This window comes from Microbacterium sp. JZ31 (genome assembly GCF_016805985.1).
GTDB lineage: Bacteria > Actinomycetota > Actinomycetes > Actinomycetales > Microbacteriaceae > Microbacterium.
Window position 1 is genome coordinate 1,473,311 of record NZ_CP017661.1, and the last position, 23,188, is coordinate 1,496,498.

Below are 23,188 nucleotides of genomic sequence, written 5' to 3' on the forward strand. Positions count from 1 at the left end.
GTGTCGCGCCGGATCGCGCGCGTCCTGATCGACTCGCCGCTGCCGCAGCTCGACCGGCTGTTCGACTACGCGATCCCGGCGGAGCTCGAGCAGGAGGCGGTGCCGGGCGTCCGGATCAAGGCGCCGCTGCGCACCGCGGGACGCGTGGTGGAGGGCTACGTCGTCGAGGTGGCCGACGAGGCGGACGGCGATCGGCCGCTGTCCGAGCTGGACGCCGTCGTCTCGGCCGCGCAGGTGCTGCCGCCGCACCTGTACACGCTCGCGCGGCGTGTGGCGGACAGGGCCGCCGGATCGGCGATCGACATCCTCCGCCTGGCGATCCCGAAGCGCCAGGTGCGGGTCGAGAAGCAATGGCTCGCGGGGGAGAGGCACGCCGCCCCGGTCGTCGCGGACGAGACCGTCGCGGCGGCGCGCGCCGTGCTGGACGCGTTCCCGGGGCTCGGCGACCGGATCGCGGATGCCGGACGCATCGCGGTCGACGCCCCCGCCCGTCTCGAGGGCCCGCGTCCGGCATGGACCGCGCTGCTGGCGGCGGCGGCCACGGTCGTCCTGGCCGGGGGGCGCTCCGCGGTGCTCGCCGTGCCGGATCACCGCGACCTCGATCTTCTGCACGCCGCACTGCTCGAGGTGCTCCCGTCCGCCGCCGTCGTGCGGCACGATGCCCAGCAGACCGGACCCGAGCGCTACCGCGGGTTCCTCCGCACGCTCGAGGACGCCCCCTGCGTCGTGATCGGCAACCGCTCCGCCGTGTACTCGCCCGTGCGGCGGCCCGGGCTCATCGCGCTGTGGGATGACGGCGATCCGCTGTTCGAGGAGCAGCTCGCACCCTACGTGCACGCGCGCGACGCCGCCCTTGTGCGGCAGGAGCTCGCCGATCCCGAGTCGGGCGAGAAGCCCGCGCTGCTGCTCGCGGGGCACACCCGCACGGCCGATGTCGAGCGCCTCGTCGCGCTCGGGTGGGTGCACGACGTGCCGCCGTCCCGGCGCTACGCGCCGAACGTCATCCTGAGCGCCGTGACCGAGAGCGAACGACCCGGCGCCCGCATCCCGTCCGCGGCGTTCCGCGCGGCGCGCGAGGGACTCGAGCAGGGCCCGGTGCTCGTGCAGGTGGCGCGCCCCGGCTACGCGCCGACCCTCGTGTGCGCCGACTGCCGCACGCCCGCGCGCTGCCGCCACTGCGGCGGGCCGCTGCATGCGCCGGGACGCGGGGCGGTGCCGGTCTGCGGCTGGTGCGGCCGCTCGGCGAACGCGTGGACCTGCGCCAACTGCTCCTCGCCGCGCGTGCGGCTGGCGTCGTCGGGAAGCGAGCGCACGGCCGACGAGCTCGGGCGTGCGTTCCCCGGTGCCCGGGTCATCGTCGCCGACGGCGCTCATCCGGTGCGCGAGGTGGATGGGCGACCCGCGCTCGTGGTCGCCACGCGCGGCGCAGAGCCGATCGCGGAGGGCGGCTACCGCGCGGTGCTGCTGCTCGACGGCGACCGCATGCTGCAGGCGCCCGAGCTGCGGATCGGCGAGTCGTGCCTGCGCTGGTGGTCGAACGCCGCGGCACTCGCGGCACCGGGCGCGCCCGTGCACCTGGTGGGCGTGACGGGCGGTGTCGCGCGGGCCCTGGCGACCTGGACGCAGGCTGCCTATGCGCGCGCCGAGCTGAGCGACCGCGCGCCGCTGCGGATGCCGCCCACGTCGCGCGTCGCGCGCCTGGAGGGTGACGTGGCGGCGGTCGATCGCGCCCTCGCCGTCCTGCGCACCGACGTGCCCGATCTCGCCGCCGACGCCGTGCTCGGGCCCGTGCCCGTGGATCGCCAGGGCTGGCCGGGCGCCCGCGCGCTCGTGCGGTTCGACTACGCACGCGGCGCCGCGGTGGCCGCGAGCCTGCGCGCATCCGTCGTCGCGGAGGCGGTGAATGCCCGCTCCGCCCGGCGCGGCGCAAAGGGGCCCGGATCGAGACAGGCGGCGCCGCGGAATATACTCGCGACCAGGCTCGACATCGTCGAGCCGGAGTTGTGAAAGGCGCCGGATCGGCCCGCGGGGCGGGCTGGAGGACGGCGAGACGGGGGAGCAGTGGCCGCTGACCGGATGAGGATCGTGTTCGCGGGGACACCGTCCGTCGCCGTCCCTTCGCTGCGGGCGCTGCACGCCGCGGGGCACGAGATCGCCGCCGTCGTGACGCGGCCGGATGCGCCCCTGGGACGCAAGCGCGTCCTCACGCCGTCGCCCGTCGCGGCCGCGGCCGCCGAGCTGGATCTTCCGGTGATCAGGGCCGCGCGCCTCGACGCCGGGGCGACCGAGCGGATCGCCTCGCTCGAACCCGACCTGGCGGTCGTCGTCGCGTACGGCGGACTCGTGCGCGAGCCGCTGCTGTCGCTGCCGCCGCACGGCTGGATCAACCTGCACTTCTCGCTGCTGCCGCGCTGGCGCGGTGCCGCTCCGGTGCAGCGCGCCCTGATGGCGGGCGATCGTGTCACGGGCGCCGCCGTGTTCCGCCTCGTGCCCGAGCTGGATGCGGGCGACGTGTTCGGCGAGCTGCGCTACGACGTGCCGGAGGACGCCACGGCGGGCGACGTACTGGACACGCTCGCGGAGAGCGGCGCGTCCCTGCTGGCCGACGTGGTCGCCGGCATCGCGGCCGGCACGGCGGTCGCCGTCGCCCAGGAGGGCGAGGCGACGCACGCGGCGAAGCTCACGATCGACGACGGCCTGCTCGACTGGACCGCTCCGGCGGAGCGCGTGCTCGACCGCTTCCGGGGCGTGACGCCCGAGCCCGGCGCGCACACGACGCTCGACGGTGCGCGCTTCAAGATCCTCGCCGCGCGCCGAGCGGAGTCCGCCGACGTGCTCGCGCCCGGTCACGTCGTGCCGGTGACCGACGGCGTCCTCGTCGGCACCGGCACGCAGCCGATCCTCGTCGAGCGCGTGCAGCCCGCCGGCAAGGCGGCCATGGCCGCGGCCGACTGGGCGCGGGGCACGCGGGGCGCGCCCGTCTTCGACGTCGCGCCCGGGGGTGAGCACTGATGGTGGAGCGTCGCGAGGGCGGCGGCCGCCGCTCGGACAACCGCGCGTCGGCGCCCGCCTCCCGGCACCGCACGCCGCAGCGCATGAGCGACAGGTCCTGGCGGCAGGTCCAGCCCGCGCGGCGGGTCGCCTACGGCGTGCTGCGCGCCGTGCAGGACTCCGATGCGTACGCGAACCTGCTGCTGCCGCGGGAGCTCGAGCGCGCGGGCCTGTCGGGCGGCGATGCGGCGCTCGCGACCGAGCTCACGTACGGGACGCTGCGCCGCCTCGGCACCTATGACGCGGTCATCCGCCTCGCCGCCGACCGGGATCCCGCGACGATCGACCCGCCCGTCCTCGACGCCCTGCGTCTCGGCGTGCACCAGCTGATGTCCACGCGCGTCGCATCGCACGCCGCCGTGAACGAGTCGGTCGAACTCGCGCGGGAGGCGTCAGGATCGGGGGCCGCGGGCTTCGCGAACGCCGTGCTGCGCCGCGTCTCGAGCGACAATCCCGGCGACTGGCTCACGCGCGTGGCCGACACCGCCCGCTCCGACGACGAGCGCATCGGGCTCGAGTCGTCGCATCCCGTGTGGATCGTGCGCGCGTTCCGGCGGGCCCTCGCCGCCGAGGGGCGCGTCGACGAGCTCGACGACCTGCTGGACGCCGACAACGTCTCGCCGCGCGTCACGATGGCCGCCCTGCCCGGTCTGGGGGAGACCGACGGCACCCGGACGCCGTACTCGCCGGTCGGCTTCCGCCTGCGCGCGGGCGACCCCGAGCCGCTCGTGCGCGCGTCGGGAGGGACGGTGCGCGTGCAGGACGAGGGATCCCAACTCGTCGCGCTCGCGCTGAGCCGGCTCACGACGGTGGGGGAGGGCGAGCGCTGGCTCGACCTGTGCGCGGGCCCCGGCGGCAAGACCGCACTGCTGGCGGCGGAGGCGCTCGCACACGGCGCCACGCTCGACGCCAACGAGCTCGTGCCGGCGCGCGCCGGACTCGTGCGCAAGGCCCTGGCCGCCGTGCCGCTCGAGGTGACCGTGTTCGAGCAGGATGGCCGCGAGCTCGCGTCCGAGCACCCCGGAACCTACGACCGCATCCTCGTCGACGCGCCCTGCACGGGTCTCGGCGCGCTGCGTCGTCGTCCCGAGGCCCGCTGGCGCAAGCAGCCGTCGGATGTCGCCGAGCTCGCGCAGGTGCAGGCGGGACTGCTGCGTGCGGCGGTCACGGCGCTGAAGCCGGGCGGCACGGTCGCGTACGTCACGTGCTCGCCGCACCTCGCCGAGACCGCCGGGATCGTCGCGCAGGTGCGCGAGGAGCTCGGCGACGAGGTCGAGGAGCTCGACGCGCGCGCCGTGCTGCGCCGTGTCTCGCGCGGCGCGATCGACCTGCCCGCGCCGCTGTCGGGGGCGGGTCACGCCCAGCTCTGGCCACACCGGCACGGCACCGACGCGATGTTCCTCGCCCTGCTGCGCAAGACGCGCTGACCGACCCCGGAAGGATCGATCCATGCCCTCGCACCCGTCCGGTTCGCCCGCGCCGCGCATCAACCCGAGCATCCTGGCGGCCGACTTCGTCAACATGCAGTCCGAGCTCGCGCGCATCGCCTCGGCCGACTTCGTGCACGTCGACGTCATGGACAACCACTTCGTGCCGAACCTCACGTTCGGTCCGCAGATGGTGGAGCGCATCCAGGCGACCAGCCCGGTGCCCCTGGACGTGCACCTCATGATCGACGACCCGGATCGCTGGGCTCCCGGTTATGCGGAGCTCGGCGCCGCCTCGGTCACGTTCCACCTCGAGGCCGCCGCCGATCCGGTCGCGCTGGCCCGGCGGCTGCGCGAGATCGGGGCCCGCGCGGGCGTCGCGATCAAGCCCGCCACCGACGTCGACGGACTGCTCGAGCACCTGCACGAGTTCGACCAAATCCTCGTCATGACGGTCGAGCCGGGGTTCGGGGGCCAGGGCTTCATACCCGAGACCATGCCCAAGCTGCGGCGCCTGGCGGACGAGACCCGGCGCCGCGGCGCCGACGTCTGGCTCCAGGTCGACGGCGGCATCGCGGCGGGGACGATCGCGCAGGCGGCCGAGGCGGGCGCCGACACGTTCGTCGCGGGATCAGCCGTCTTCGGCGCGGACGACATCGACGCCGCGATCGCGGGCCTGCGCGCGACGGCCGCCGAGCACCGGCACTGAGGCGCCCCTCCGCTCGGAGAATCGGTTCCGGAATCCCCGGTAGCCTTGACGGGTGAAGACTTTCGACGACTTGTTCGCCGAGCTGAGCGAGAAGGCTCAGACGCGCCCGGAGGGATCCGGCACCGTCGCGCAGCTGGACGCGGGCGTGCATGCGATCGGCAAGAAGATCGTCGAGGAGGCGGCCGAGGTCTGGATGGCCGCCGAGTACCAGTCGGACGACGAGGCGGCCGAGGAGATCTCGCAGCTGCTCTACCACCTGCAGGTGATGATGATCGCGAAGGGCCTGACGCCGGCGGACGTCTACCGACATCTCTGAGGCGCGCCTCCGGACCTCGTCGACCTCTCCCCGAAAGCCACCATGCTCCGCATCGCCGTCCCGAATAAGGGATCCCTGTCCGAGACCGCCGCCGACATGCTCGCGGAGGCCGGCTACGCCGGTCGTCGCGACAGCAAGCAGCTGCACCTCATCGACTCCGCCAACGACGTCGAGTTCTTCTTCCTGCGCCCGCGCGACATCGCGACCTACGTCGCCCTCGGCGCGCTGGATGTCGGCATCACCGGCCGCGACCTGCTCCTCGACGTGCGGATGCCCGCGCGCGAGATCGAGACGCTCGGCTTCGCCGACTCGACGTTCCGCTTCGCGGGCCCTCCCGGACGGTTCAGCGGACTGGAGGACCTCGAGGGGCTCCGGGTCGCGACCGCCTACCCGGGCCTGGTCGACGCGTTCCTCGACGAGCGTGGCATCGCGGTGGACATCGTCCCCCTCGACGGCGCCGTGGAGTCCGCCGTGCAGCTGGGGGTCGCGGACGCCGTCGCGGACGTCGTCTCGACCGGCACGACGCTGCGTCAGGCGGGCCTGGAGATCTTCGGCCCCGTGCTGCTGGAGTCGGAGGCCGTGCTGATCGCCGGCCCCAAGGACGCCGAGGGCACGGAGACGCTGCTGCGCCGCCTGCGGGGCGTGATGGTCGCGCGCCAGTACGTGATGGTCGACTACGACCTGCCGGCGCACCTCGTCGACCGTGCGGTGGAGATCGCGTCGGGCATCGAGTCGCCCACCGTCTCGCCGCTGCGCGACCCCGAGTGGGTGGCGGTTCGCGTGATGGTGCCCCGCAAGGGCGTCAACCGCGTGATGGATGATCTCTACGAGCTCGGCGCGCGCGCCATCCTGGTCACCGCGATCGACAACGCGAGGCTCTGAGCCGTGGGCGTCGCCACACGCGTCATCCCCTGCCTCGACGTGGCCGCCGGTCGCGTCGTGAAGGGCGTGAACTTCGAGAACCTCCGCGAGATGGGCGATCCCGTCGAGCTCGCGCGCACGTACTTCGACCAGGGCGCCGACGAGCTGACCTTCCTGGACGTCACCGCCACGGTCGACGAGCGCGCGACCATGTACGACGTGGTGCGCCGCACAGCCGAGGAGGTCTTCATCCCGCTCACGGTGGGCGGCGGCGTGCGAACGGTCGACGACGTCGCGCGCCTGCAGGAAGTCGGCGCCGACAAGGTGGGCGTGAACTCGGCCGCGATCGCGCGGCCCGTGCTGCTGGACGAGATCGCCGACCGCTTCGGCGCGCAGGCGCTCGTGCTGTCGCTCGACGTCAAGCGCTCGCCCCGCACCCCGTCCGGCTTCGTCGTGACGACGCACGGAGGCCGCACCGAGACCGACCTGGACGCGCTCGCGTGGGCGCGAGAGGCGATCGAGCGCGGCGCGGGCGAGCTGCTCGTCAACTCGATCGACGCCGACGGCACCAAGCAGGGCTTCGACCTCGAGCTCATCCGCCTGATGCGCGACGCGTCGCCCGTGCCCGTGATCGCCTCCGGCGGTGCCGGGGCGCCCGAGCACTTCCCGCCGGCCGTCGCGGCCGGCGCCGACGCCGTGCTCGCGGCGAGCGTCTTCCACTCGGGTCAGCTGACGATCGAGGACGTCAAGAGCGCCCTGCGCGCGGAGGGGATCGAGACGCGATGAGCGATCAGGACCTCGACCAGCGGATCGCCCGCGTCGCGTTCAACGCGGAGGGCCTCGCCCCGGCGATCGTGCAGCAGTGGGACAGCGGCGAGGTGCTCATGCTCGCCTGGCTCGACGCCGAGGCGCTGCGCCGCACCCTCACGGCGGGTCGCGTGACGTACTGGTCGCGCTCGCGCGGGGAGTACTGGCGCAAGGGCGACACGTCCGGCCACATCCAGCGCGTGGTCGAGGCGCGCCTCGACTGCGACGGCGACGCCGTGCTGCTCAAGGTCGATCAGATCGGCCCCGCGTGCCACACCGGCACGCGCACGTGCTTCGACGATGGTCCGGAAGGCTCGCGCGACCTGCGCGCCGTGCCCGCGGACCTGGACGACCGGCCGGCATGAGCCTGCGCACGCGCGCGAAGTCGCTCACGGTCGTCACGATCCTCGCGGCGGGCGCGGTCGCTCTGATCGGCTCGACGCAGACGTGGGCCGTCGCACGGCTCGCGGATGCGGAGCTGGCGGTGTCCGGCGCGACGGCGGTGCCCGTGCTGCAGCCGCTCACGCTCACGGTGCTCGCGCTGGGGCTCGTGCTGACGCTGGTCGGACGTGCGCTGCGCTACGTGCTCGGCGCACTGGCCGTCGTGGTCGCGGCAGGCCTGGTCGTTCTGTCGGCCCCCATGCTGGGCGCACCGCCGCTGTCGGCGGTCGCCCCCGTCGTCACCGAGCACACGGGCCTCGCGGGAGCCGAGGCGATCGCGGGCGTGGTGCAGGACGTCACCGCCACCGCGTGGCCGCTCGTGACCCTCATCGCGGCGATCCTGATCGGCCTCGCGGGTCTCGCGGCTCTGACGACCGGGCATCTGTGGGTGCGGGGCGGGCGACGCTACGACGCCGCGGCCGACGGCACCGCGCGCGACGACGCCGCGCCCCTGGACGCGATCGATTCGTGGGACGAACTGTCGCGCGGCGACGACCCGACCCGGTGATCCGGTATCGCGATCCGACGGTTCCGGCCGCGCGCTCCCGATAGACTTGCGGAGGTCCCCCGCAACGAAGGAGAACACCCGACATGAGCCACTCGAACGGCGACCCCGGTCACGGACACTCGCCCGCCGCCTGGACGGCCGTGATCATCATGCTGATCGCGGTCGCGCTGGGCACGGTCGCACTGTTCATCGATCAGTGGGTGCTCTTCTGGGTGGCCGCAGGCCTGCTCGTCGTCGGCGCCCTCGTCGGCTGGATCATGGGCAAGGCCGGCTACGGCGCGAACGGACCGAAGTCCTCCTCGAAGGCGCACTGATGCTGCTCGCCGACCTCACGGCCGGCGCGGTGGAGGACGCGGAGATCCGCAGCCTCGCGCGCCCCCTGGCGGAGGTCGAGAAGGCGGCGCTCGCACAGCCGGCCGCGCGGGATGCCCTCGCGGCGCTCTCGCCGGCGGACGCGGTGCGCATCATCGCCGAGGTCAAGCGCGCGAGCCCGTCGCGCGGCGACCTCGCGGCCATCCCGGACCCCGCGCACCAGGCCGGGCTCTACGAGCAGGGCGGCGCGTCGGCGATCAGCGTGCTCACGGAGCAGCGCAGGTTCAAGGGCAGCCTCGCCGACCTCACGGCGGTGCGCGCGTCGGTGTCGGTGCCCGTCCTGCGCAAGGACTTCATCGCCACGCCGTACCAGGTGCTCGAGGCGCGCGCGGCAGGCGCCGACCTCGTGCTGCTGATCGTCGCGGCGCTCGAGCAGCCCGTCCTCGCCGAGCTGTACGCGCTCATCCGCGAGCTCGGGATGACGCCGCTCGTCGAGGCCCACTCGGCCGACGAGGTGGCGCGCGCGGCCGATCTGGGCGCCGAGCTGATCGGCGTGAACGCGCGTGACCTGTCGACCTTCGAACTGGATCGCGACCTGTTCGGACGGCTGGTCGAGCGCATCCCGGCGAACGCGATCAAGGTCGCCGAGTCGGCGGTGCTGCGGCCCGCCGACGTGGCGCACTACCGGTCGGCCGGCGCCGACGCGGTGCTGATCGGCGAGGCGCTCGTGACGGGCGACCCCGTCGCCACCCTGACCGCCTTCCTGGACGCGGGCCAGGGCCGACCTCTGCAGGAGGAACGATGAGCGCTGACACCACCAGCCTGCGCGACCAGCACGGACCCTTCTTCGGCGACTTCGGCGGGCGCTATATGCCCGAGTCGCTGGTCGCCGCGATCGACGAGCTGGCGCGCGCGCACGCGGACGCGATCGCAGATCCCGCGTTCCGCGACGAGCTCGCGGGTCTGCTGGCGGACTACGCCGGCCGCCCGTCCGCGCTCACCGAGGTGCCGCGCTTCGCCGAGCACGCCGGCGGGGCCCGCGTCTTCCTCAAGCGCGAGGACCTGAACCACACCGGATCGCACAAGATCAACAACGTGCTGGGTCAGGCGCTGCTCACCAAGCGCCTCGGCAAGACCCGCGTGATCGCCGAGACGGGCGCGGGGCAGCACGGCGTCGCGACCGCGACGGCCGCGGCGCTGTTCGGCATGGAGTGCACGATCTACATGGGCGAGGTCGACACCGAGCGTCAGGCGCTCAACGTCGCCCGCATGCGCCTGCTCGGCGCCGAGGTCGTCCCCGTGACGACCGGATCGCGCACGCTCAAGGACGCGATCAACGAGGCGTATCGCGACTGGGTCGCGAGCGTCGAGACGACGAACTACATCTTCGGCACGGCGGCGGGGCCGCACCCGTTCCCCGCCATGGTGCGCGACTTCCAGAAGATCATCGGCGAGGAGGCGCGCGCCCAGCTCATCGAGCGCGCGGGCCGACTGCCCGACGCGGTCTTCGCGTGCGTGGGCGGCGGCTCCAACGCGATCGGCATGTTCGACGCGTTCCTCGATGACGAGGACGTCGAGCTGTACGGCGTCGAGGCGGCGGGCGACGGCGTCGACACGCCGCGGCACGCCGCGTCGATCGAGCGCGGGCGCCCCGGAGTGCTGCACGGATCGCGCACGTACGTGCTGCAGGACGAGGACGGTCAGACGGTCGAGTCGCACTCGATATCGGCGGGACTGGACTACCCGGGCGTCGGACCCGAGCACGCGTGGCTTGCGGACATCGGACGCGCGCAGTACATCCCCGCGACGGACGACGAGGCGATGCAGGCGCTCCGTCTGCTGAGCCGCACGGAGGGCATCATCCCCGCGATCGAGTCGGCGCACGCGCTCGCGGGCGCTCTCCGGATCGGGCGCGAGCTCGGTCCGGACGCCGTGATCGCGATCTGCCTGTCGGGTCGCGGCGACAAGGACATGGACACCGCGGCGCGCTACTTCGAGCTGTACGACGATGCGGAGCAGGCCGAGTCGCACGGGACGCAGGGGGCGCAGGCATGATGCGTCGCGGTGCGACCAGATTGAGCGAGGGAACGAAGTGACCGAGTCGAAATCCGCCGTCGAGGACGCGATCGCGAAGGCGCACGCCGAGGGACGCGGCGCGTTCGTCGGCTACCTGCCGGTCGGCTTCCCCGATCTGCAGACGAGCATCGACGCCGCGGTCGCCCTGGCAGAGAACGGCGTCGACATCATCGAGCTGGGCCCGCCGTACAGCGACCCGGTGATGGACGGCCCGCTGATCCAGGAGGCGACGCAAGCCGCTCTCGCCGCCGGCTACCGCACGCGCGACCTGTTCACCGCGCTCCGCGAGATCACGGCGCGCACGGACGTGCCCGTGCTGGTGATGACCTACTGGAACCCCGTGGTCCAGTACGGCGTCGAGCGGTACGCCGATGAGCTCAAGGCGGCCGGGGGAGCGGGCCTCATCACGCCCGACATCACCCCGGAGTCGGCTCCCGAGTGGATCGCCGCCAGCGAGCGGGCGGGGCTCGACCGCGTGTTCCTCGCCGCCCCGACCTCGAGCGACGAGCGCCTCGAGCTCGTCATCCGCAACACGACCGGCTTCGTGTACACGGTCTCGACCATGGGCATCACGGGCGAGCGCGCGCGGCTCGACGCCGCTGCGCGCACGCTCGTCGAGCGGCTGCGGGCGCACGGCGCCGGCCGTGCGTGCGTCGGCATCGGGATCAGCACCGCGCAGCAGATCGCGGATGTCCTGCAGTACGCCGACGGCGCGATCGTCGGCACCGCCCTCGTCCGCGCGCTGCGCGACGGCGGCGTCGAGGGTCTGGCTTCCGTCACGCGCGAGCTCGCGTCGGGCACCGCGCTCGCGCGCTGAGTCGTGTCGTGCGAGACGCTCGCGTCTCGCACGACACTGAGGGGTATGGCACCCCTTCGCGTGATCGGCGGCCTTGCCGCCCTGACTCTCGCCGCGTCGCTGGCCGCATGCGGCTCCGCCACGCCCTCCGGTGACGTCCTCCGCGCCGCCGGCGTCGAGGCGCGCACGGTCGCCGTCACGGACGCGGCACGTCTTCCCGACGTGGTCGAGGCGACGAGGAGGTTGGGTCTTGCGACCCTCGCGCTGGCGGATCGCGGCGACAACGTCGTCCTCTCGCCCGCCAGCCTCGCCGGTGCCTTCGCCATGCTCGCCGAGGGCGCTGCAGGCGAGAGTCTCGCCGAGCTGGATGCGGTGCTCGGCGCGACCGGCGCGGATCGGGGCGATGCATGGGCGGCGATCCGCGGATCGCTCGCCGGGCTGGACGGAGACCCGGCAGCCGCTGCCGGAGACGAGCTGCCTGAGCGTCCGATCGTGCATCTCGCGACGCGGGTCGTGCTCGATGAGGGGTTCGATCCGCGCCCGGAGTTCCTCGAGCGCCTCGCAGAGACGTTCGACGCCGGCATCACGCGCGCCGAGCTCTCCGACAGTACGGCGACGGCGATGCTCAGCGAGTGGATCCGACGTCACACGGGCGGGCTCATCCGAGAGACGGCGATCGAGCCGAACGCCGACCTGCGCGTCGTCCTGCAGGATGTCGTGCTGCTCGCCGCGCGCTGGCAGGCGCCGTTCGATCCCGCCGACACACAGGACCTGCCGTTCACCCTGCCCGACGGCTCGCCGGCGGACACGGAGACGATGACTGCCGGCGGCTTCTTCGCGTACGCCGAGGCGGGGGAGTGGGCTGCCGTGCGGCTCCCCTACACCGAGGCGCTCCACGCCGACGTCGTCCTGCCGCCCCAGGGAGCGGATCCGGCGGATGCGACGCCCGAGCTGCTGGAAGACATCAGCAGCGCACTGGACGACGCGGATCCCGTGCAGGTCGAGCTCGCCCTGCCGACCGTCGACACCGGGACGACGAAGACACCGCTGATCGACAAGCTCGCACCCCTCGGCCTCGGCACGCTCGCCGATCCGGGCAGCGCCGACCTCTCCGGGATCGCGGGATCACCCGGCGACCTCGTCCTCGCTCAGGCGGTCCAGCAGGCGGTGCTCAGGATCGACGAGGAAGGCACCGTCGCCGCCGCGGTGACCGAACTCGGCGTCGCGGAGACCTCCGCAACGCTCCCGCCCGCGCGGGAGATCCGCTTCGACCGCCCGTTCCTGTTCACGGTCTCGCACGACGAGACGGGGTGGCCGCTGTTCCTCGCGGCGATCCGCGATCCCCGTCATTGAACGCGTCGGGCAACGCCCGCGCGGCGAACTAGAATCGGCGTCATGCTGTCTTCCGCGCTCGCGTCCGTCGTGACGAGCATTCCCAGCCCGCCGATCAGCTATGTCGACCTCGGGCCGCTGCGCATCCACTTCTACGCGCTGTGCATCATCGCCGGCATCGTCGTCGCGACGCTGATGACGAACCATCGCCTCACGAAGCGCGGCGCGGAGCCGTGGGTCGTGATCGACATCGCGCTGCTCGCGGTGCCGCTCGCGATCATCGGCGCCCGCATCTTCCACGTGCTGACCCACCCGGGCTTCTACTTCGGCGAGGGCGCGGACATCTGGGCGGTGTTCCGGATCTGGGAGGGCGGCATCGCGATCTTCGGTGCGCTGATCGGCGGCGCGGTCGGCGCGTGGCTCGGCTGTCGCTGGACGGGCATCCGCTTCTGGACGTTCGCCGACGCGCTGGCCCCCGGGCTCCTGCTCGCGCAGGCCATCGGGCGCTTCGGCAACTGGTTCAACCAGGAGCTGTTCGGCTGGCCCACGGATCTGCCGTGGGGCCTCGAGATCGACTCCGACAACGCTGCGATCCCCGCAGGCCTGCCGGAGGGCACGCTGTTCCACCCCACGTTCCTGTACGAGGTCGTCTGGAACGTGCTCGGCGTGATCCTGCTGCTGTGGCTCGGCCGCCGCCTGCGCCTGCAGTGGGGGCGCCTGTTCGCGCTCTACCTCATCTGGTACAGCGCCGGCCGCGTGGTGTGGGAGTCCATCCGGATCGACCCGAGCGAGATCTACCTCGGCCTGCGCACCAACGTGTGGGCGTCGATCCTGGGCATCGTCGTCGGCATCACGATCCTGATCGTGCAGCGCCGTCACCTCGGCGTCGAGCCGTCGCCGTACGTGCCCGGTCGCAAGAGAAGCGGCGACGACGCGCTACACTCGGATGACCCCACCGACTTCGTCGACGTCAGCGAACCGCCTGCGTCGGAGGTCGATCACCACAAGGCCGCCGCCACAAGCACCGCCGCCGCGAAATAGCACCTGCGTCCCGCGCGACGCGGGACGCAGCTTCGCAGGCGCTTGCGGCGACGCTCCTCTGCAGCAGTACAGGGCCGATGTCGTCCCGGCTGAGCACCAACCTCAAGGACGGTAGGCATGGCATCTCGCCCCCGTTACGGCACGACCTCCCCGCTTCAGGGCTTCCCCGAGAAGCAGGGGATGTACAACCCCGCGTTCGAGAAGGACGCGTGCGGCCTCGCCATGGTCGCGACGCTGCGCGGCGAGCCGGGCCACGACATCGTGGACCTGGCGCTCACCGCGCTGCGCAATCTGGAGCACCGTGGCGCGATCGGGTCCGACGCCGGCACGGGTGACGGCGCCGGCATCCTCACGCAGATGCCCGACGCGTTCCTGCGTGCGGTCGCGGGCTTCGACCTGCCGCCCGTGGGGGAGTACGCCGCGGGCATGATCTTCCTGCCGCGTGAGGACGAGGCGCGCGCGGCCATGAAGGCCTCCATCGAGAGCATCGCCGAGAGTGAGGGCATCACGGTGCTCGGCTGGCGCGACGTGCCGACGGAGGACGAGCACCTCGGCAAGCTCGCGTACGACGCGCGCCCGGTGTTCGAGCAGCTGTTCGTGTCGGTTCCCGCGACGGACGGCGTGGACGCGCTGTCCGGCATCGCGCTCGACCGCCGCGTGTACCGCCTGCGCAAGCGCAGCCAGCACGAGCTCGACGCGTACTTCGTGTCCCTGTCCAGCCGCACGCTCGGCTACAAGGGCATGGTCACGACCCTGCAGCTCGAGCCGTTCTACCCCGACCTGCAGGACGAGCGCTTCGTCACGGAGCTCGCTGTCGTGCACAGCCGCTACTCGACGAACACGTTCCCGTCCTGGCCGCTCGCCCAGCCCCTGCGCATGCTCGCGCACAACGGCGAGATCAACACGGTCGGCGGCAACCGGAACTGGATGCGCGCGCGCCAGTCGCAGCTGGCGTCCGACCTGCTGGGCGACATCCGCCCGCTGCTGCCGATCTGCGCCGACGGCCAGAGCGACTCCGCGTCGTTCGACGAGGTGCTGGAGCTGCTGACCCTGACGGGCCGCAGCCTGCCGCACGCCATGCTGATGATGGTGCCCGAGGCGCACGAGAAGCAGGCGGACATGGATCCGGACGTGCGCGCCTTCTACGAGTACCACTCGCTGCAGATGGAGCCGTGGGACGGTCCTGCATCGCTGATCTTCACGGACGGCACCGTCGTGGGCGGCATGCTCGACCGCAACGGCCTCCGCCCCGGGCGCTGGACGGTCACGACCGACGGCCTCGTGGTGATCGGCAGCGAGACGGGCGTGCTCGACTTCGAGCCCGAGCGCATCGAGCGCCGGGGCCGCCTGCTGCCGGGCCGCATGTTCGTCGTCGACACGGCGCAGGGCCGCATCATCAGCGACGACGAGGTCAAGCGCGAGCTCGCCGCCATGCACCCGTGGCAGGAGTGGCTCGACAAGGGCACCGTGCGCCTCGCCGACCTTCCCGAGCGCGAGCACATCGTGCACCCGATCGCCTCCATCAACCGCCGTCTGCGCACCTTCGGCTACACGGAGGAGGAGGTGCGGGTCCTGCTCGCCCCGATGGGGCGCACGGGCGCCGAGCCGCTCGGCGCGATGGGCTCCGACACCCCGATCGCGGTGCTGAGCGAGCGCCCGCGCCTGCTGTTCGACTACTTCACGCAGCAGTTCGCGCAGGTCACGAACCCGCCCCTCGACTCGATCCGCGAGGAGGTCGTCACCAGCCTCAAGCTCGGCCTCGGCCCCGAGGCGAATCTGCTCGACTGGGGCCCGGAGCACGCGCGCGCTGTCGGTCTCGACTTCCCGGTGATCGACAACGACGAGCTCGCGAAGATCCAGCACATCCACGCGGCGCTGCCCGGCCGCTCCTCGATCACGGTGCGCGGTCTGTACCGCGTGGCCGCCGGTCGCAAGGGGCTCGAGAAGCGCCTGGCGCAGATGTGCCGTGAGGTCGACAATGCGATCGAGGACGGCGTCGAGTTCATCGTGCTCAGCGACCGCGACTCGAACCAGGACCTCGCCCCGATCCCGTCGCTGCTGATGCTGTCGGCGATCCACCACCACCTCATCCGCAACGAGACGCGCATGAAGGTCGGCCTGGTGGTCGAGGCGGGCGACGTCCGCGAGGTGCACCACGTCGCGACGCTCATCGGCTACGGCGCGTCCGCCGTGAACCCGTACCTCGCGATGGAGACGGTCGAGAACCTCGTCCGCTCGGGCTCCATCCAGGGCGTGACGCCCGAGAAGGCCGTGCGGAACCTGATCTACGCGCTCGGCAAGGGCGTGCTGAAGATCATGTCGAAGATGGGCATCTCGACCGTGTCGTCCTACGCCGGCGCACAGGTGTTCGAGGCCGTCGGCCTGTCGCAGGAGCTCATCGACGCGTACTTCACGGGCACCGAGAGCAAGCTCGGCGGTGTGGGCCTCGACGTGATCGCGGCGGAGAACGCCGCGCGTCACGCGTTCGCCTACCCGGAGGACCGTGCGCCTCGCGCGCACGAGCGCCTCTGGACCGGCGGCGAGTACCAGTGGCGCCGCGACGGGTCCCCGCACCTGTTCAACCCGGAGACGATCTTCCGGCTGCAGCACTCGACGCGCACCCGCCGCTACGACATCTTCCGCGAGTACACCAAGCTCGTGGACGACCAGGCGGCCGAGCTCAAGACGCTCCGCGGCCTGTTCCAGCTGCGCACCGACGCGCGCCCGGCCGTGCCGATCGAGGAGGTCGAGCCCGTCTCGTCCATCGTCAAGCGGTTCTCGACCGGCGCGATGAGCTACGGCTCGATCTCGCGCGAGGCGCACGAGACGCTCGCGATCGCGATGAACCGGCTCGGCGCCAAGTCGAACACGGGAGAGGGCGGCGAGGACGTCGACCGCCTGCTCGACCCCGAGCGCCGCAGCGCGATCAAGCAGGTCGCATCGGGGCGCTTCGGCGTGACGAGTCTGTACCTGACGGAGGCGGACGACATCCAGATCAAGCTCGCGCAGGGCGCCAAGCCCGGCGAGGGCGGCCAGCTCCCCCGGGCAAGGTGTACCCGTGGGTCGCGCGCACGCGTCACGCGACCGCCGGCGTCGGCCTCATCTCGCCGCCGCCGCACCACGACATCTACTCGATCGAGGACCTCAAGCAGCTGATCTTCGACCTGAAGCGCGCCAACCCCGCGGCGCGCATCCACACCAAGCTCGTGAGCCAGTCGGGCATCGGGGCGGTCGCGGCGGGCGTCGCGAAGGCGCTGAGCGACGTCATCCTCGTCTCGGGCCACGACGGCGGCACGGGCGCGAGCCCGCTGAACTCGCTCAAGCACGCGGGCACGCCGTGGGAGCTGGGCCTGGCGGAGACGCAGCAGACGCTCATGCTCAACGGCATGCGCGACCGCGTCGTCGTGCAGGTCGACGGCCAGCTCAAGACCGGCCGCGACGTCATCATCGGCGCGCTGCTGGGCGCCGAGGAGTTCGGCTTCGCGACCGCACCGCTCGTGGTGGAGGGCTGCATCATGATGCGCGTGTGCCACCTGGACACGTGCCCGGTCGGCGTCGCGACGCAGAACCCCGTGCTGCGCTCGCGCTTCACGGGCAAGGCGGAGCACGTCGTGAACTTCATGGAGTTCATCGCCGAGGAAGTGCGCGAGTACCTTGCGGCGCTCGGCTTCCGCACGCTCGACGAGGCGATCGGCCACGCCGAGCTGCTCGACATCGACACCGCGGTCGCCCACTGGAAGGCCGAAGGTCTCGACCTCGCGCCGATCCTGGAGGGCCCGCGCTTCGCCGAGGACGAGCCGCGTCGCCACCAGCGGGACCAGGCGCACGAGCTCGACGAGCACTTCGACGTGCCGCTCATCGCGCAGGCGCAGGACGTGATCGCGAACGGCGGCACCGTGAAGATCGAGATGCCCGTGCGCAACACCGCGCGCGCGGCGGGAACGCTGCTCGGCCACCACGTCACGAAGGCGCGCGGCGAGCACGGTCTGCCCGCGGGGTCCATCGACGTCTCGCTGACCGGATCTGCCGGGCAGTCCTTCGGCGCGTTCCTGCCGAACGGCATCACGCTGCGCCTCGAGGGCGACTCGAACGACTACGTCGGCAAGGGGCTCTCAGGCGGTCAGATCGTGATCCGCCCGCCGCGCGGCGCGACGTTCGACGCGTCCGAGAACGTGATCGCGGGCAACGTGATCGGCTACGGCGCGACGCAGGGCACGATGTTCCTGCGCGGCGTGGTGGGCGAGCGGTTCTTCGTGCGCAACTCGGGTGCGACGGCGGTCGTCGAGGGCGTGGGCGACCACGCGCTCGAGTACATGACCGGCGGCCTCGCCGTCATCCTGGGCCGCACGGGCCGCAACCTCGGCGCCGGCATGTCGGGCGGCACGGCGTACGTGTACCGCCTGAACACCGACCTCGTGAACCGCGAGGCGCTGGCCACGGGCGAACTGACGCTGACCGAGCTCGGATCCGGCGACGCCGAGATCCTGCGCGACCTGCTCGAGCAGCACGTCGGGGAGACCGGCTCCGAGCTCGCTCGCCGCATGCTCGACGATTTCGACAACGAGGTGGCGAACTTCGTGCGCGTCCTGCCGCGCGACTACGCCGCCGTTCTGCAGACCCGCCAGGAGGCGGTCGCCGAAGGGCTCGACCCCGACGGCGACGTCGTCTGGAACCGCATCCTGGAGGTGACCGGTGGCTGATCCCAAGGGCTTTCTGAAGGTGACCGAGCGGGAGCTGCCCGCTCGTCGTCCCGTGCCCGTGCGCATCCTGGACTGGAAGGAGGTGTACGAGCCGGGAGACTCGGCCGTGCTCCGCCGACAGGCGGGCCGCTGCATGGACTGCGGCATCCCGTTCTGCCACCAGGGCTGCCCGCTCGGGAACCTCATCCCCGAGTGGAACGACCTGATGTGGCGCGGAGAGGGCCGCACCGCGATCGAGCGGCTGCACGCGACGAACAACTTCCCGGAGTTCACCGGGCGGCTGTGCCCGGCGCCGTGCGAGAGCGCCTGTGTGCTCGGCATCAACCAGCCCGCGGTGACGATCAAGCAGATCGAGGTCTCGATCATCGACCAGGCGTTCGGCAACGGCTGGGTCGAGCCCAAGCCGCCGGCCCGCCTCACCGGCAAGACGGTCGCAGTCGTCGGCTCGGGGCCCGCGGGTCTCGCGGCGGCGCAGCAGCTGACCCGTGCGGGTCACACGGTCGCCGTGTACGAGCGCGACGACCGCATCGGCGGCCTGCTGCGCTACGGCATCCCGGACTTCAAGATGGAGAAGAAGCACCTCGAGGCGCGGCTCCGCCAGATGCAGGACGAGGGCACCCGCTTCCGCGCGGGCGTGGAGATCGGCAAGGACATCTCCTGGAGCGACCTGCGCGCGCGGTACGACGCGGTCGTCGTCGCGACGGGTTCCACGGTGCCGCGCGACCTGACCATCCCGGGGCGCGAGCTCGCGGGCGTCCACTTCGCGATGGAGTACCTCGTCGAGTCCAACAAGGCGGCGGCGGGCGACACGGTGCCCAACCAGATCTCGGCGGAGGGCAAGCACGTCGTCGTGATCGGCGGCGGTGACACGGGCGCCGACTGCATCGGCACCGCGCACCGTCAGGGCGCGCTCAGCGTGACGAACCTCGCGATCGGCAAGCGTCCGGGCGACGACCGTCCCGAGCACCAGCCGTGGCCCATGATGCCGACCCTGTTCGAGGTCTCCTCGGCGCACGAGGAGGGCGGCGAGCGTCAGTACCTCGCCTCCACCGTCGAGTTCGTCGGCAACGGCGCGGGCGAAGTGCGCGCCCTCGTCGTCGCCGAGACGGAGTTCGTCGACGGCCGCCGCGTGCCGAAGGCCGGCACCGAGCGCGAGATCCCTGCCGACCTCGTCCTGATCGCGATGGGCTTCACCGGCCCCGAGCGCGATGCCCTCGAGGCGCAGCTGCAGGCGCAGTTCACTCCGCGCGGCAACGTGGAGCGCGACGGCGCCTTCCAGGCGACCGCTCCCGGCGTGTTCGTGGCGGGCGATGCCGGCCGCGGACAGTCGCTCATCGTGTGGGCGATCGCCGAGGGCCGCTCGGTCGCGGCCGAGGTCGATTCCTTCCTGATGGGGGAGACCTCGCTGCCCGCTCCGGTGCGTCCGAACGATGTCGCGATCGGTCTGCAGCCCGCGTAGGCTGACGAGCGAAACCCGGGGGCTCGCCGCGAGGATCGGAAGTTCTGCGGCCTGCCCACTCCCTTAACCTGACCATCCTTGTGCGGAGGTATGCAGTTGAGACGTGCCAAGATCGTCGCCACCCTCGGGCCCGCGACATCGACACGCGAGAAGGTCCGTGAGCTGATCGAGGCGGGTGTCGACGTCGCGCGTCTGAACCTCAGCCACGGCGACTACTCGGTCCACGACGCGAACTACGAGAACGTGCGCGGCGCGGCCGAGGAGCTCGGCAAGCCCGTCGCCGTGCTCGTCGACCTGCAGGGCCCGAAGATCCGGCTGGGCAAGTTCGCGGACGGTCCGCACTACCTCGCCGAGGGTGACATCTTCAAGATCACGATCGACGACATCGAGGGCAGCAAGGAGATCTGCGGCACGACCTACAAGGGCCTGCCGCAGGACGTCAAGCCGGGCGACTTCCTGCTGATCGACGACGGCAAGGTGCGCCTGCAGGTCGTCGAGGCGGATGAGCGCACGGTCACGACCAAGACGGTCGTCGCCGGCAACGTGTCCAACAACAAGGGCATCAACATCCCCAGCGCCGCGGTCAACGTCCCCGCCCTGAGCGAGAAGGACGAGCAGGATCTCCGCTGGGCGCTGCGCAAGGGTGCCGACATCATCGCGTTGTCGTTCGTGCGCAACGCGAAGGACGTCCAGCGCGCTCACGTGATCATGGCCGAGGAGGGACGCCGCGTCCCGATCATCGCCAAGATCGAGAAGCCGCAGGCGGTCGAGGCGCTCGAGGACATCGTCGACGCGTTCGACGGCATCATGGTCGCTCGCGGCGACCTCGGCGTCGAGCTGCCGCTCGAGGCCGTGCCGATCGTGCAGAAGAGGGCCGTCGAGCTCGCGCGCCGCATGGCGAAGCCCGTCATCGTCGCCACGCAGATGCTCGAGTCCATGATCTCGAACCCGGTGCCGACGCGCGCCGAGACGAGCGACGTGGCGAACGCCGTCCTCGACGGCGCCGATGCGGTCATGCTGTCGGGCGAGACGAGCGTGGGCGAGTACCCGATCGTCACGGTCGCGACGATGGCGCGCATCGTCGAGTCGACCGAGGAGCACGGCCTGGAGCGCATCCCGCCGCTCATGACCAAGCCGCGCACGCAGGGCGGGGCCATCACCCTGGCCGCCGTCGAGGTTGCCGACTTCGTCGAGGCGAAGTACCTGTGCATCTTCACGCAGTCGGGCGACTCGGCGCGCCGCATGTCGCGCCTGCGCTCCAACCGGCCGATGATCGCCTTCACGCCCGACGCGGCCATCCAGAACCGGATGGCGCTGACCTGGGGGATCCGCTCGAAGCTCGTCGAGATGGTCGAGCACACCGATGCGATGTTCCACCAGGTCGACGAGTACCTGCTGGAGAACGGCCTGGCGCAGATCGGCGACAAGGTCGTGGTCATCTCCGGATCCCCTCCCGGGATCATCGGCTCGACCAACGACCTGCGCGTGCACAAGGTCGGCGACGCCGTCCACGGCGCGGCCCCGGTGTACCAGGGCAAGTAGTCGCACGTCGTCGCAGAGGCGCGGGGCCCGGTCGGGTCCCGCGCCTCTTGCGCGTTTCCTGATCCCGTCTTGAGGCCGGGCATGCTCGCCCGGCCGTGCTCGCCCGGGCGGGCTGTGCGGCTCACCGCCGTCCCTGCCGTAGGCTCGATGAGGGCCGGTGTGGCGGAATGGCAGACGCGGCGCACTCAAAATGCGCTGTCCGAGAGGGCGTGTGGGTTCGAGTCCCACCACCGGCACCATCGAGCCGCTTCGGCGGTCATCCTGGGGTGCGGCGGCGGCGCGCGCAAGCCCCCTTCGCGCCGCGGCCGATCCGCCTACGGTCGTCACCATGAACATCTCGGATGTGACCTGGAACGAAGCAGCCCGCGCCAAGATCCTGGAGGACGCAGACGCGGTCCTGCGCGGCGCCGTGCAGTCCGTCGCGGCGAAGGGCGAGGTCTCCTCGGACGACGCGTTCGCCCAGCTCAACGCGCTGCTCAAGGACCGCTTCATCGACTACGAGCCGGGGCCGGACATCCGCAAGTACGCGGATGCGATCGCGGCGGGGGAGTTCTCGGACCAGAACGACGGCTGATGCGGCGCCGCCGGCGACGCATCTCCGCCGCCGCCGCCATGGCGTCCGCATCACGCAGATCCGCCGGGCCGCCGTGGCTGCCAGGTTGCGGCGCGACGACGAACTAGGATGGACACGTGACCGAAGAGCAGACCGGGCAGGCGCCCGCGGCACCGCGCCGCGTCGTCGTCGCCGAGGACGAGTCCCTCATCCGCCTCGACATCGTCGAGATCCTCCGGGACAACGGATTCGATGTGGTCGGCGAGGCCGGTGACGGTGAGACCGCCGTGCAGCTCGCCACCGAGCTCCGTCCCGATCTCGTGATCATGGATGTCAAGATGCCGCAGCTCGACGGCATCAGCGCGGCCGAGCGCCTCAGCAAGAACCACATCGCGCCCGTCGTCCTGCTGACGGCCTTCAGCCAGAAGGAGCTCGTCGAGCGCGCGAGCGAGGCCGGCGCGCTCGCATACGTCGTGAAGCCGTTCACCCCGAACGACCTCCTGCCGGCGATCGAGATCGCCCTGGCACGCTACGAGCAGATCATCACGCTCGAGGCCGAGGTAGCCGACATGGTCGAGCGCTTCGAGACGCGCAAGCTCGTCGACCGTGCGAAGGGCCTGCTGAACGAGAAGATGGGGCTGTCCGAGCCCGAGGCGTTCCGCTGGATCCAGAAGGCGTCGATGGATCGCCGCCTCACGATGCAGGACGTCGCGAAGGCGATCATCGAGCAGCTCTCGCCCAAGAAGGCGTAAGCACCGCAGACATCGAAGGCGGCACCGGATCATCCGGTGCCGCCTTCGTCGTCGTCAGGACCGCGGCGGCAGGTCTTTGATGAGGTTCGTGATGCGGACGGTCGAGCAGCGGCGCCCGGACTCGTCGACCACGACGATCTCGTGGACCGTCGTCGTACGGCCGAGGTGGATGGCCGTGCAGGTCGCGGTGACGGATCCCGTGCGCGCCGAGCTCGTGTGCGTCGCGTTGATGTCGAGGCCCACCGCGAGGCGTCCTTCGCCCGCGTGATAGTTCGCCGACATCGAGCCCATGGTCTCGCCCAGGACGACGTATGCCCCGCCGTGCATGAGGCCGACCGGCTGGGTGTTCCCCTCGACCGGCATCGTCGCGACCGAGCGCTCGGCCGTGAACTCCGTGAACCGCACCCCCATGCGCTCGGCCAGCACGCCGATCCCACGGCGCTGCAGCCACTCGAGTCCGGGGGAGAGGGTGGACGAGATGGCGGACAAGCAGGCTCCTCGGTAT

At 71.9% G+C, this 23,188-nt stretch carries 21 protein-coding genes, 1 tRNA gene and 1 pseudogene; 22 read left to right on the top strand and 1 reads right to left on the bottom strand.

Annotated elements, in window-relative coordinates:
* The 22 genes and pseudogenes from BJP60_RS06990 to BJP60_RS07090 all read left to right on the top strand — a co-directional run bounded on the left by BJP60_RS06990 (position 1) and on the right by BJP60_RS07090 (position 22,683).
* A complete protein-coding gene (locus BJP60_RS06990) occupies positions 1-2,007 on the top strand; it encodes a primosomal protein N' (protein WP_203138570.1) in 2,007 nt (668 codons plus the stop codon).
* Between the two features lie 69 nt (positions 2,008-2,076).
* The gene (fmt, locus tag BJP60_RS06995; RefSeq protein ID WP_203138571.1) at positions 2,077-3,012 is read left to right on the top strand and encodes a methionyl-tRNA formyltransferase; all 936 of its coding nucleotides are present in this window, start codon (positions 2,077-2,079) and stop codon (positions 3,010-3,012) included.
* Positions 3,013-3,095: 83 nt separating this feature from the next.
* Entirely contained in the window at positions 3,096-4,478 is a 1,383-nt protein-coding gene (locus BJP60_RS07000) for an RsmB/NOP family class I SAM-dependent RNA methyltransferase (RefSeq protein ID WP_203139058.1), read from the top strand.
* 22 nt (positions 4,479-4,500) lie between these two features.
* Positions 4,501-5,187 (top strand): ribulose-phosphate 3-epimerase, encoded by a 687-nt coding sequence (gene rpe / locus BJP60_RS07005; RefSeq protein WP_203138572.1) that lies wholly within the window; start codon positions 4,501-4,503, stop codon positions 5,185-5,187.
* A gap of 52 nt (positions 5,188-5,239) precedes the next feature.
* A complete protein-coding gene (locus BJP60_RS07010; RefSeq protein ID WP_203138573.1) occupies positions 5,240-5,503 on the top strand; it encodes a phosphoribosyl-ATP diphosphatase in 264 nt (87 codons plus the stop codon).
* Between the two features lie 42 nt (positions 5,504-5,545).
* The gene (gene hisG, locus BJP60_RS07015) at positions 5,546-6,385 is read left to right on the top strand and encodes an ATP phosphoribosyltransferase (RefSeq protein WP_203138574.1); all 840 of its coding nucleotides are present in this window, start codon (positions 5,546-5,548) and stop codon (positions 6,383-6,385) included.
* A gap of 3 nt (positions 6,386-6,388) precedes the next feature.
* A complete protein-coding gene (gene hisF, locus BJP60_RS07020; RefSeq protein WP_203138575.1) occupies positions 6,389-7,150 on the top strand; it encodes an imidazole glycerol phosphate synthase subunit HisF in 762 nt (253 codons plus the stop codon).
* On the top strand, positions 7,147-7,536 hold the full coding sequence (hisI, locus tag BJP60_RS07025) for a phosphoribosyl-AMP cyclohydrolase (protein WP_203138576.1): 390 nt from the start codon (positions 7,147-7,149) through the stop codon (positions 7,534-7,536). Before hisF ends, hisI begins: the two co-directional genes overlap by 4 nt.
* Positions 7,533-8,120, top strand: a complete 588-nt coding sequence (locus BJP60_RS07030; protein WP_203138577.1) for a Trp biosynthesis-associated membrane protein — start codon at positions 7,533-7,535, stop codon at positions 8,118-8,120. Before hisI ends, BJP60_RS07030 begins: the two co-directional genes overlap by 4 nt.
* Positions 8,121-8,203: 83 nt before the next feature.
* Positions 8,204-8,434: an HGxxPAAW family protein gene (locus BJP60_RS07035; protein WP_203138578.1), complete on the top strand. Its 231-nt coding sequence runs from the start codon at positions 8,204-8,206 to the stop codon at positions 8,432-8,434.
* A gap of 2 nt (positions 8,435-8,436) precedes the next feature.
* A complete protein-coding gene (gene trpC, locus BJP60_RS07040) occupies positions 8,437-9,237 on the top strand; it encodes an indole-3-glycerol phosphate synthase TrpC (protein ID WP_203139059.1) in 801 nt (266 codons plus the stop codon).
* Positions 9,234-10,487: a tryptophan synthase subunit beta gene (trpB, locus tag BJP60_RS07045; protein WP_203138580.1), complete on the top strand. Its 1,254-nt coding sequence runs from the start codon at positions 9,234-9,236 to the stop codon at positions 10,485-10,487. The genes trpC and trpB overlap by 4 nt, the downstream gene beginning before the upstream one ends.
* 37 nt (positions 10,488-10,524) lie before the next feature.
* A complete protein-coding gene (gene trpA / locus BJP60_RS07050; RefSeq protein WP_238439609.1) occupies positions 10,525-11,325 on the top strand; it encodes a tryptophan synthase subunit alpha in 801 nt (266 codons plus the stop codon).
* A 45-nt stretch (positions 11,326-11,370) separates the two neighbouring features.
* Entirely contained in the window at positions 11,371-12,657 is a 1,287-nt protein-coding gene (locus BJP60_RS07055; RefSeq protein ID WP_203138582.1) for a serpin family protein, read from the top strand.
* Positions 12,658-12,699: 42 nt separating this feature from the next.
* The gene (lgt, locus tag BJP60_RS07060; RefSeq protein WP_203138583.1) at positions 12,700-13,677 is read left to right on the top strand and encodes a prolipoprotein diacylglyceryl transferase; all 978 of its coding nucleotides are present in this window, start codon (positions 12,700-12,702) and stop codon (positions 13,675-13,677) included.
* 222 nt (positions 13,678-13,899) lie between these two features.
* Positions 13,900-17,288 (top strand): annotated as a pseudogene (gene gltB, locus BJP60_RS07065) (glutamate synthase large subunit); the annotation flags it as partial.
* 297 nt (positions 17,289-17,585) lie between these two features.
* Positions 17,586-18,377 (top strand): hypothetical protein, encoded by a 792-nt coding sequence (locus BJP60_RS15235; protein ID WP_238439635.1) that lies wholly within the window; start codon positions 17,586-17,588, stop codon positions 18,375-18,377.
* On the top strand, positions 18,370-19,836 hold the full coding sequence (locus BJP60_RS07070; RefSeq protein WP_203138584.1) for a glutamate synthase subunit beta: 1,467 nt from the start codon (positions 18,370-18,372) through the stop codon (positions 19,834-19,836). Before BJP60_RS15235 ends, BJP60_RS07070 begins: the two co-directional genes overlap by 8 nt.
* A gap of 96 nt (positions 19,837-19,932) precedes the next feature.
* Positions 19,933-21,378, top strand: coding sequence for a pyruvate kinase (gene pyk, locus BJP60_RS07075; RefSeq protein WP_203139060.1), 1,446 nt, complete (start codon positions 19,933-19,935; stop codon positions 21,376-21,378).
* A gap of 153 nt (positions 21,379-21,531) precedes the next feature.
* Positions 21,532-21,617: transfer RNA gene (locus BJP60_RS07080), tRNA-Leu, on the top strand.
* An 89-nt stretch (positions 21,618-21,706) separates the two neighbouring features.
* Entirely contained in the window at positions 21,707-21,952 is a 246-nt protein-coding gene (locus tag BJP60_RS07085) for a hypothetical protein (RefSeq protein ID WP_203138585.1), read from the top strand.
* Between the two features lie 116 nt (positions 21,953-22,068).
* Complete coding sequence (locus tag BJP60_RS07090) at positions 22,069-22,683, top strand: ANTAR domain-containing response regulator (protein ID WP_203138586.1); 615 nt, start codon at positions 22,069-22,071, stop codon at positions 22,681-22,683.
* Positions 22,684-22,737: 54 nt separating this feature from the next.
* Here BJP60_RS07090 and BJP60_RS07095 read toward each other — a convergent pair whose 3' ends face one another.
* A complete protein-coding gene (locus BJP60_RS07095) occupies positions 22,738-23,094 on the bottom strand; it encodes a hotdog fold thioesterase (protein WP_203139066.1) in 357 nt (118 codons plus the stop codon).
* Positions 23,095-23,188: the final 94 nt, after the last annotated feature.

Excerpts from the sequence above, each read along its gene's own strand:
- fmt (WP_203138571.1), top strand. The coding sequence starts at position 2,077 with ATGAGGATCGTGTTCGCGGGGACACCGTCCGTCGCCGTCCCTTCGCTG.
- BJP60_RS07000 (WP_203139058.1), top strand. The coding sequence starts at position 3,096 with ATGAGCGACAGGTCCTGGCGGCAGGTCCAGCCCGCGCGGCGGGTCGCC.
- rpe (WP_203138572.1), top strand. The coding sequence starts at position 4,501 with ATGCCCTCGCACCCGTCCGGTTCGCCCGCGCCGCGCATCAACCCGAGC.
- hisG (WP_203138574.1), top strand. The coding sequence starts at position 5,546 with ATGCTCCGCATCGCCGTCCCGAATAAGGGATCCCTGTCCGAGACCGCC.
- hisI (WP_203138576.1), top strand. The coding sequence starts at position 7,147 with ATGAGCGATCAGGACCTCGACCAGCGGATCGCCCGCGTCGCGTTCAAC.
- BJP60_RS07030 (WP_203138577.1), top strand. The coding sequence starts at position 7,533 with ATGAGCCTGCGCACGCGCGCGAAGTCGCTCACGGTCGTCACGATCCTC.
- BJP60_RS07035 (WP_203138578.1), top strand. The coding sequence starts at position 8,204 with ATGAGCCACTCGAACGGCGACCCCGGTCACGGACACTCGCCCGCCGCC.
- trpB (WP_203138580.1), top strand. The coding sequence starts at position 9,234 with ATGAGCGCTGACACCACCAGCCTGCGCGACCAGCACGGACCCTTCTTC.
- BJP60_RS07055 (WP_203138582.1), top strand. The coding sequence starts at position 11,371 with ATGGCACCCCTTCGCGTGATCGGCGGCCTTGCCGCCCTGACTCTCGCC.
- lgt (WP_203138583.1), top strand. The coding sequence starts at position 12,700 with ATGCTGTCTTCCGCGCTCGCGTCCGTCGTGACGAGCATTCCCAGCCCG.
- BJP60_RS15235 (WP_238439635.1), top strand. The coding sequence starts at position 17,586 with ATGCCCGTGCGCAACACCGCGCGCGCGGCGGGAACGCTGCTCGGCCAC.
- BJP60_RS07085 (WP_203138585.1), top strand. The coding sequence starts at position 21,707 with ATGAACATCTCGGATGTGACCTGGAACGAAGCAGCCCGCGCCAAGATC.
- BJP60_RS07095 (WP_203139066.1), bottom strand. The coding sequence starts at position 23,094 with ATGGGGGTGCGGTTCACGGAGTTCACGGCCGAGCGCTCGGTCGCGACG.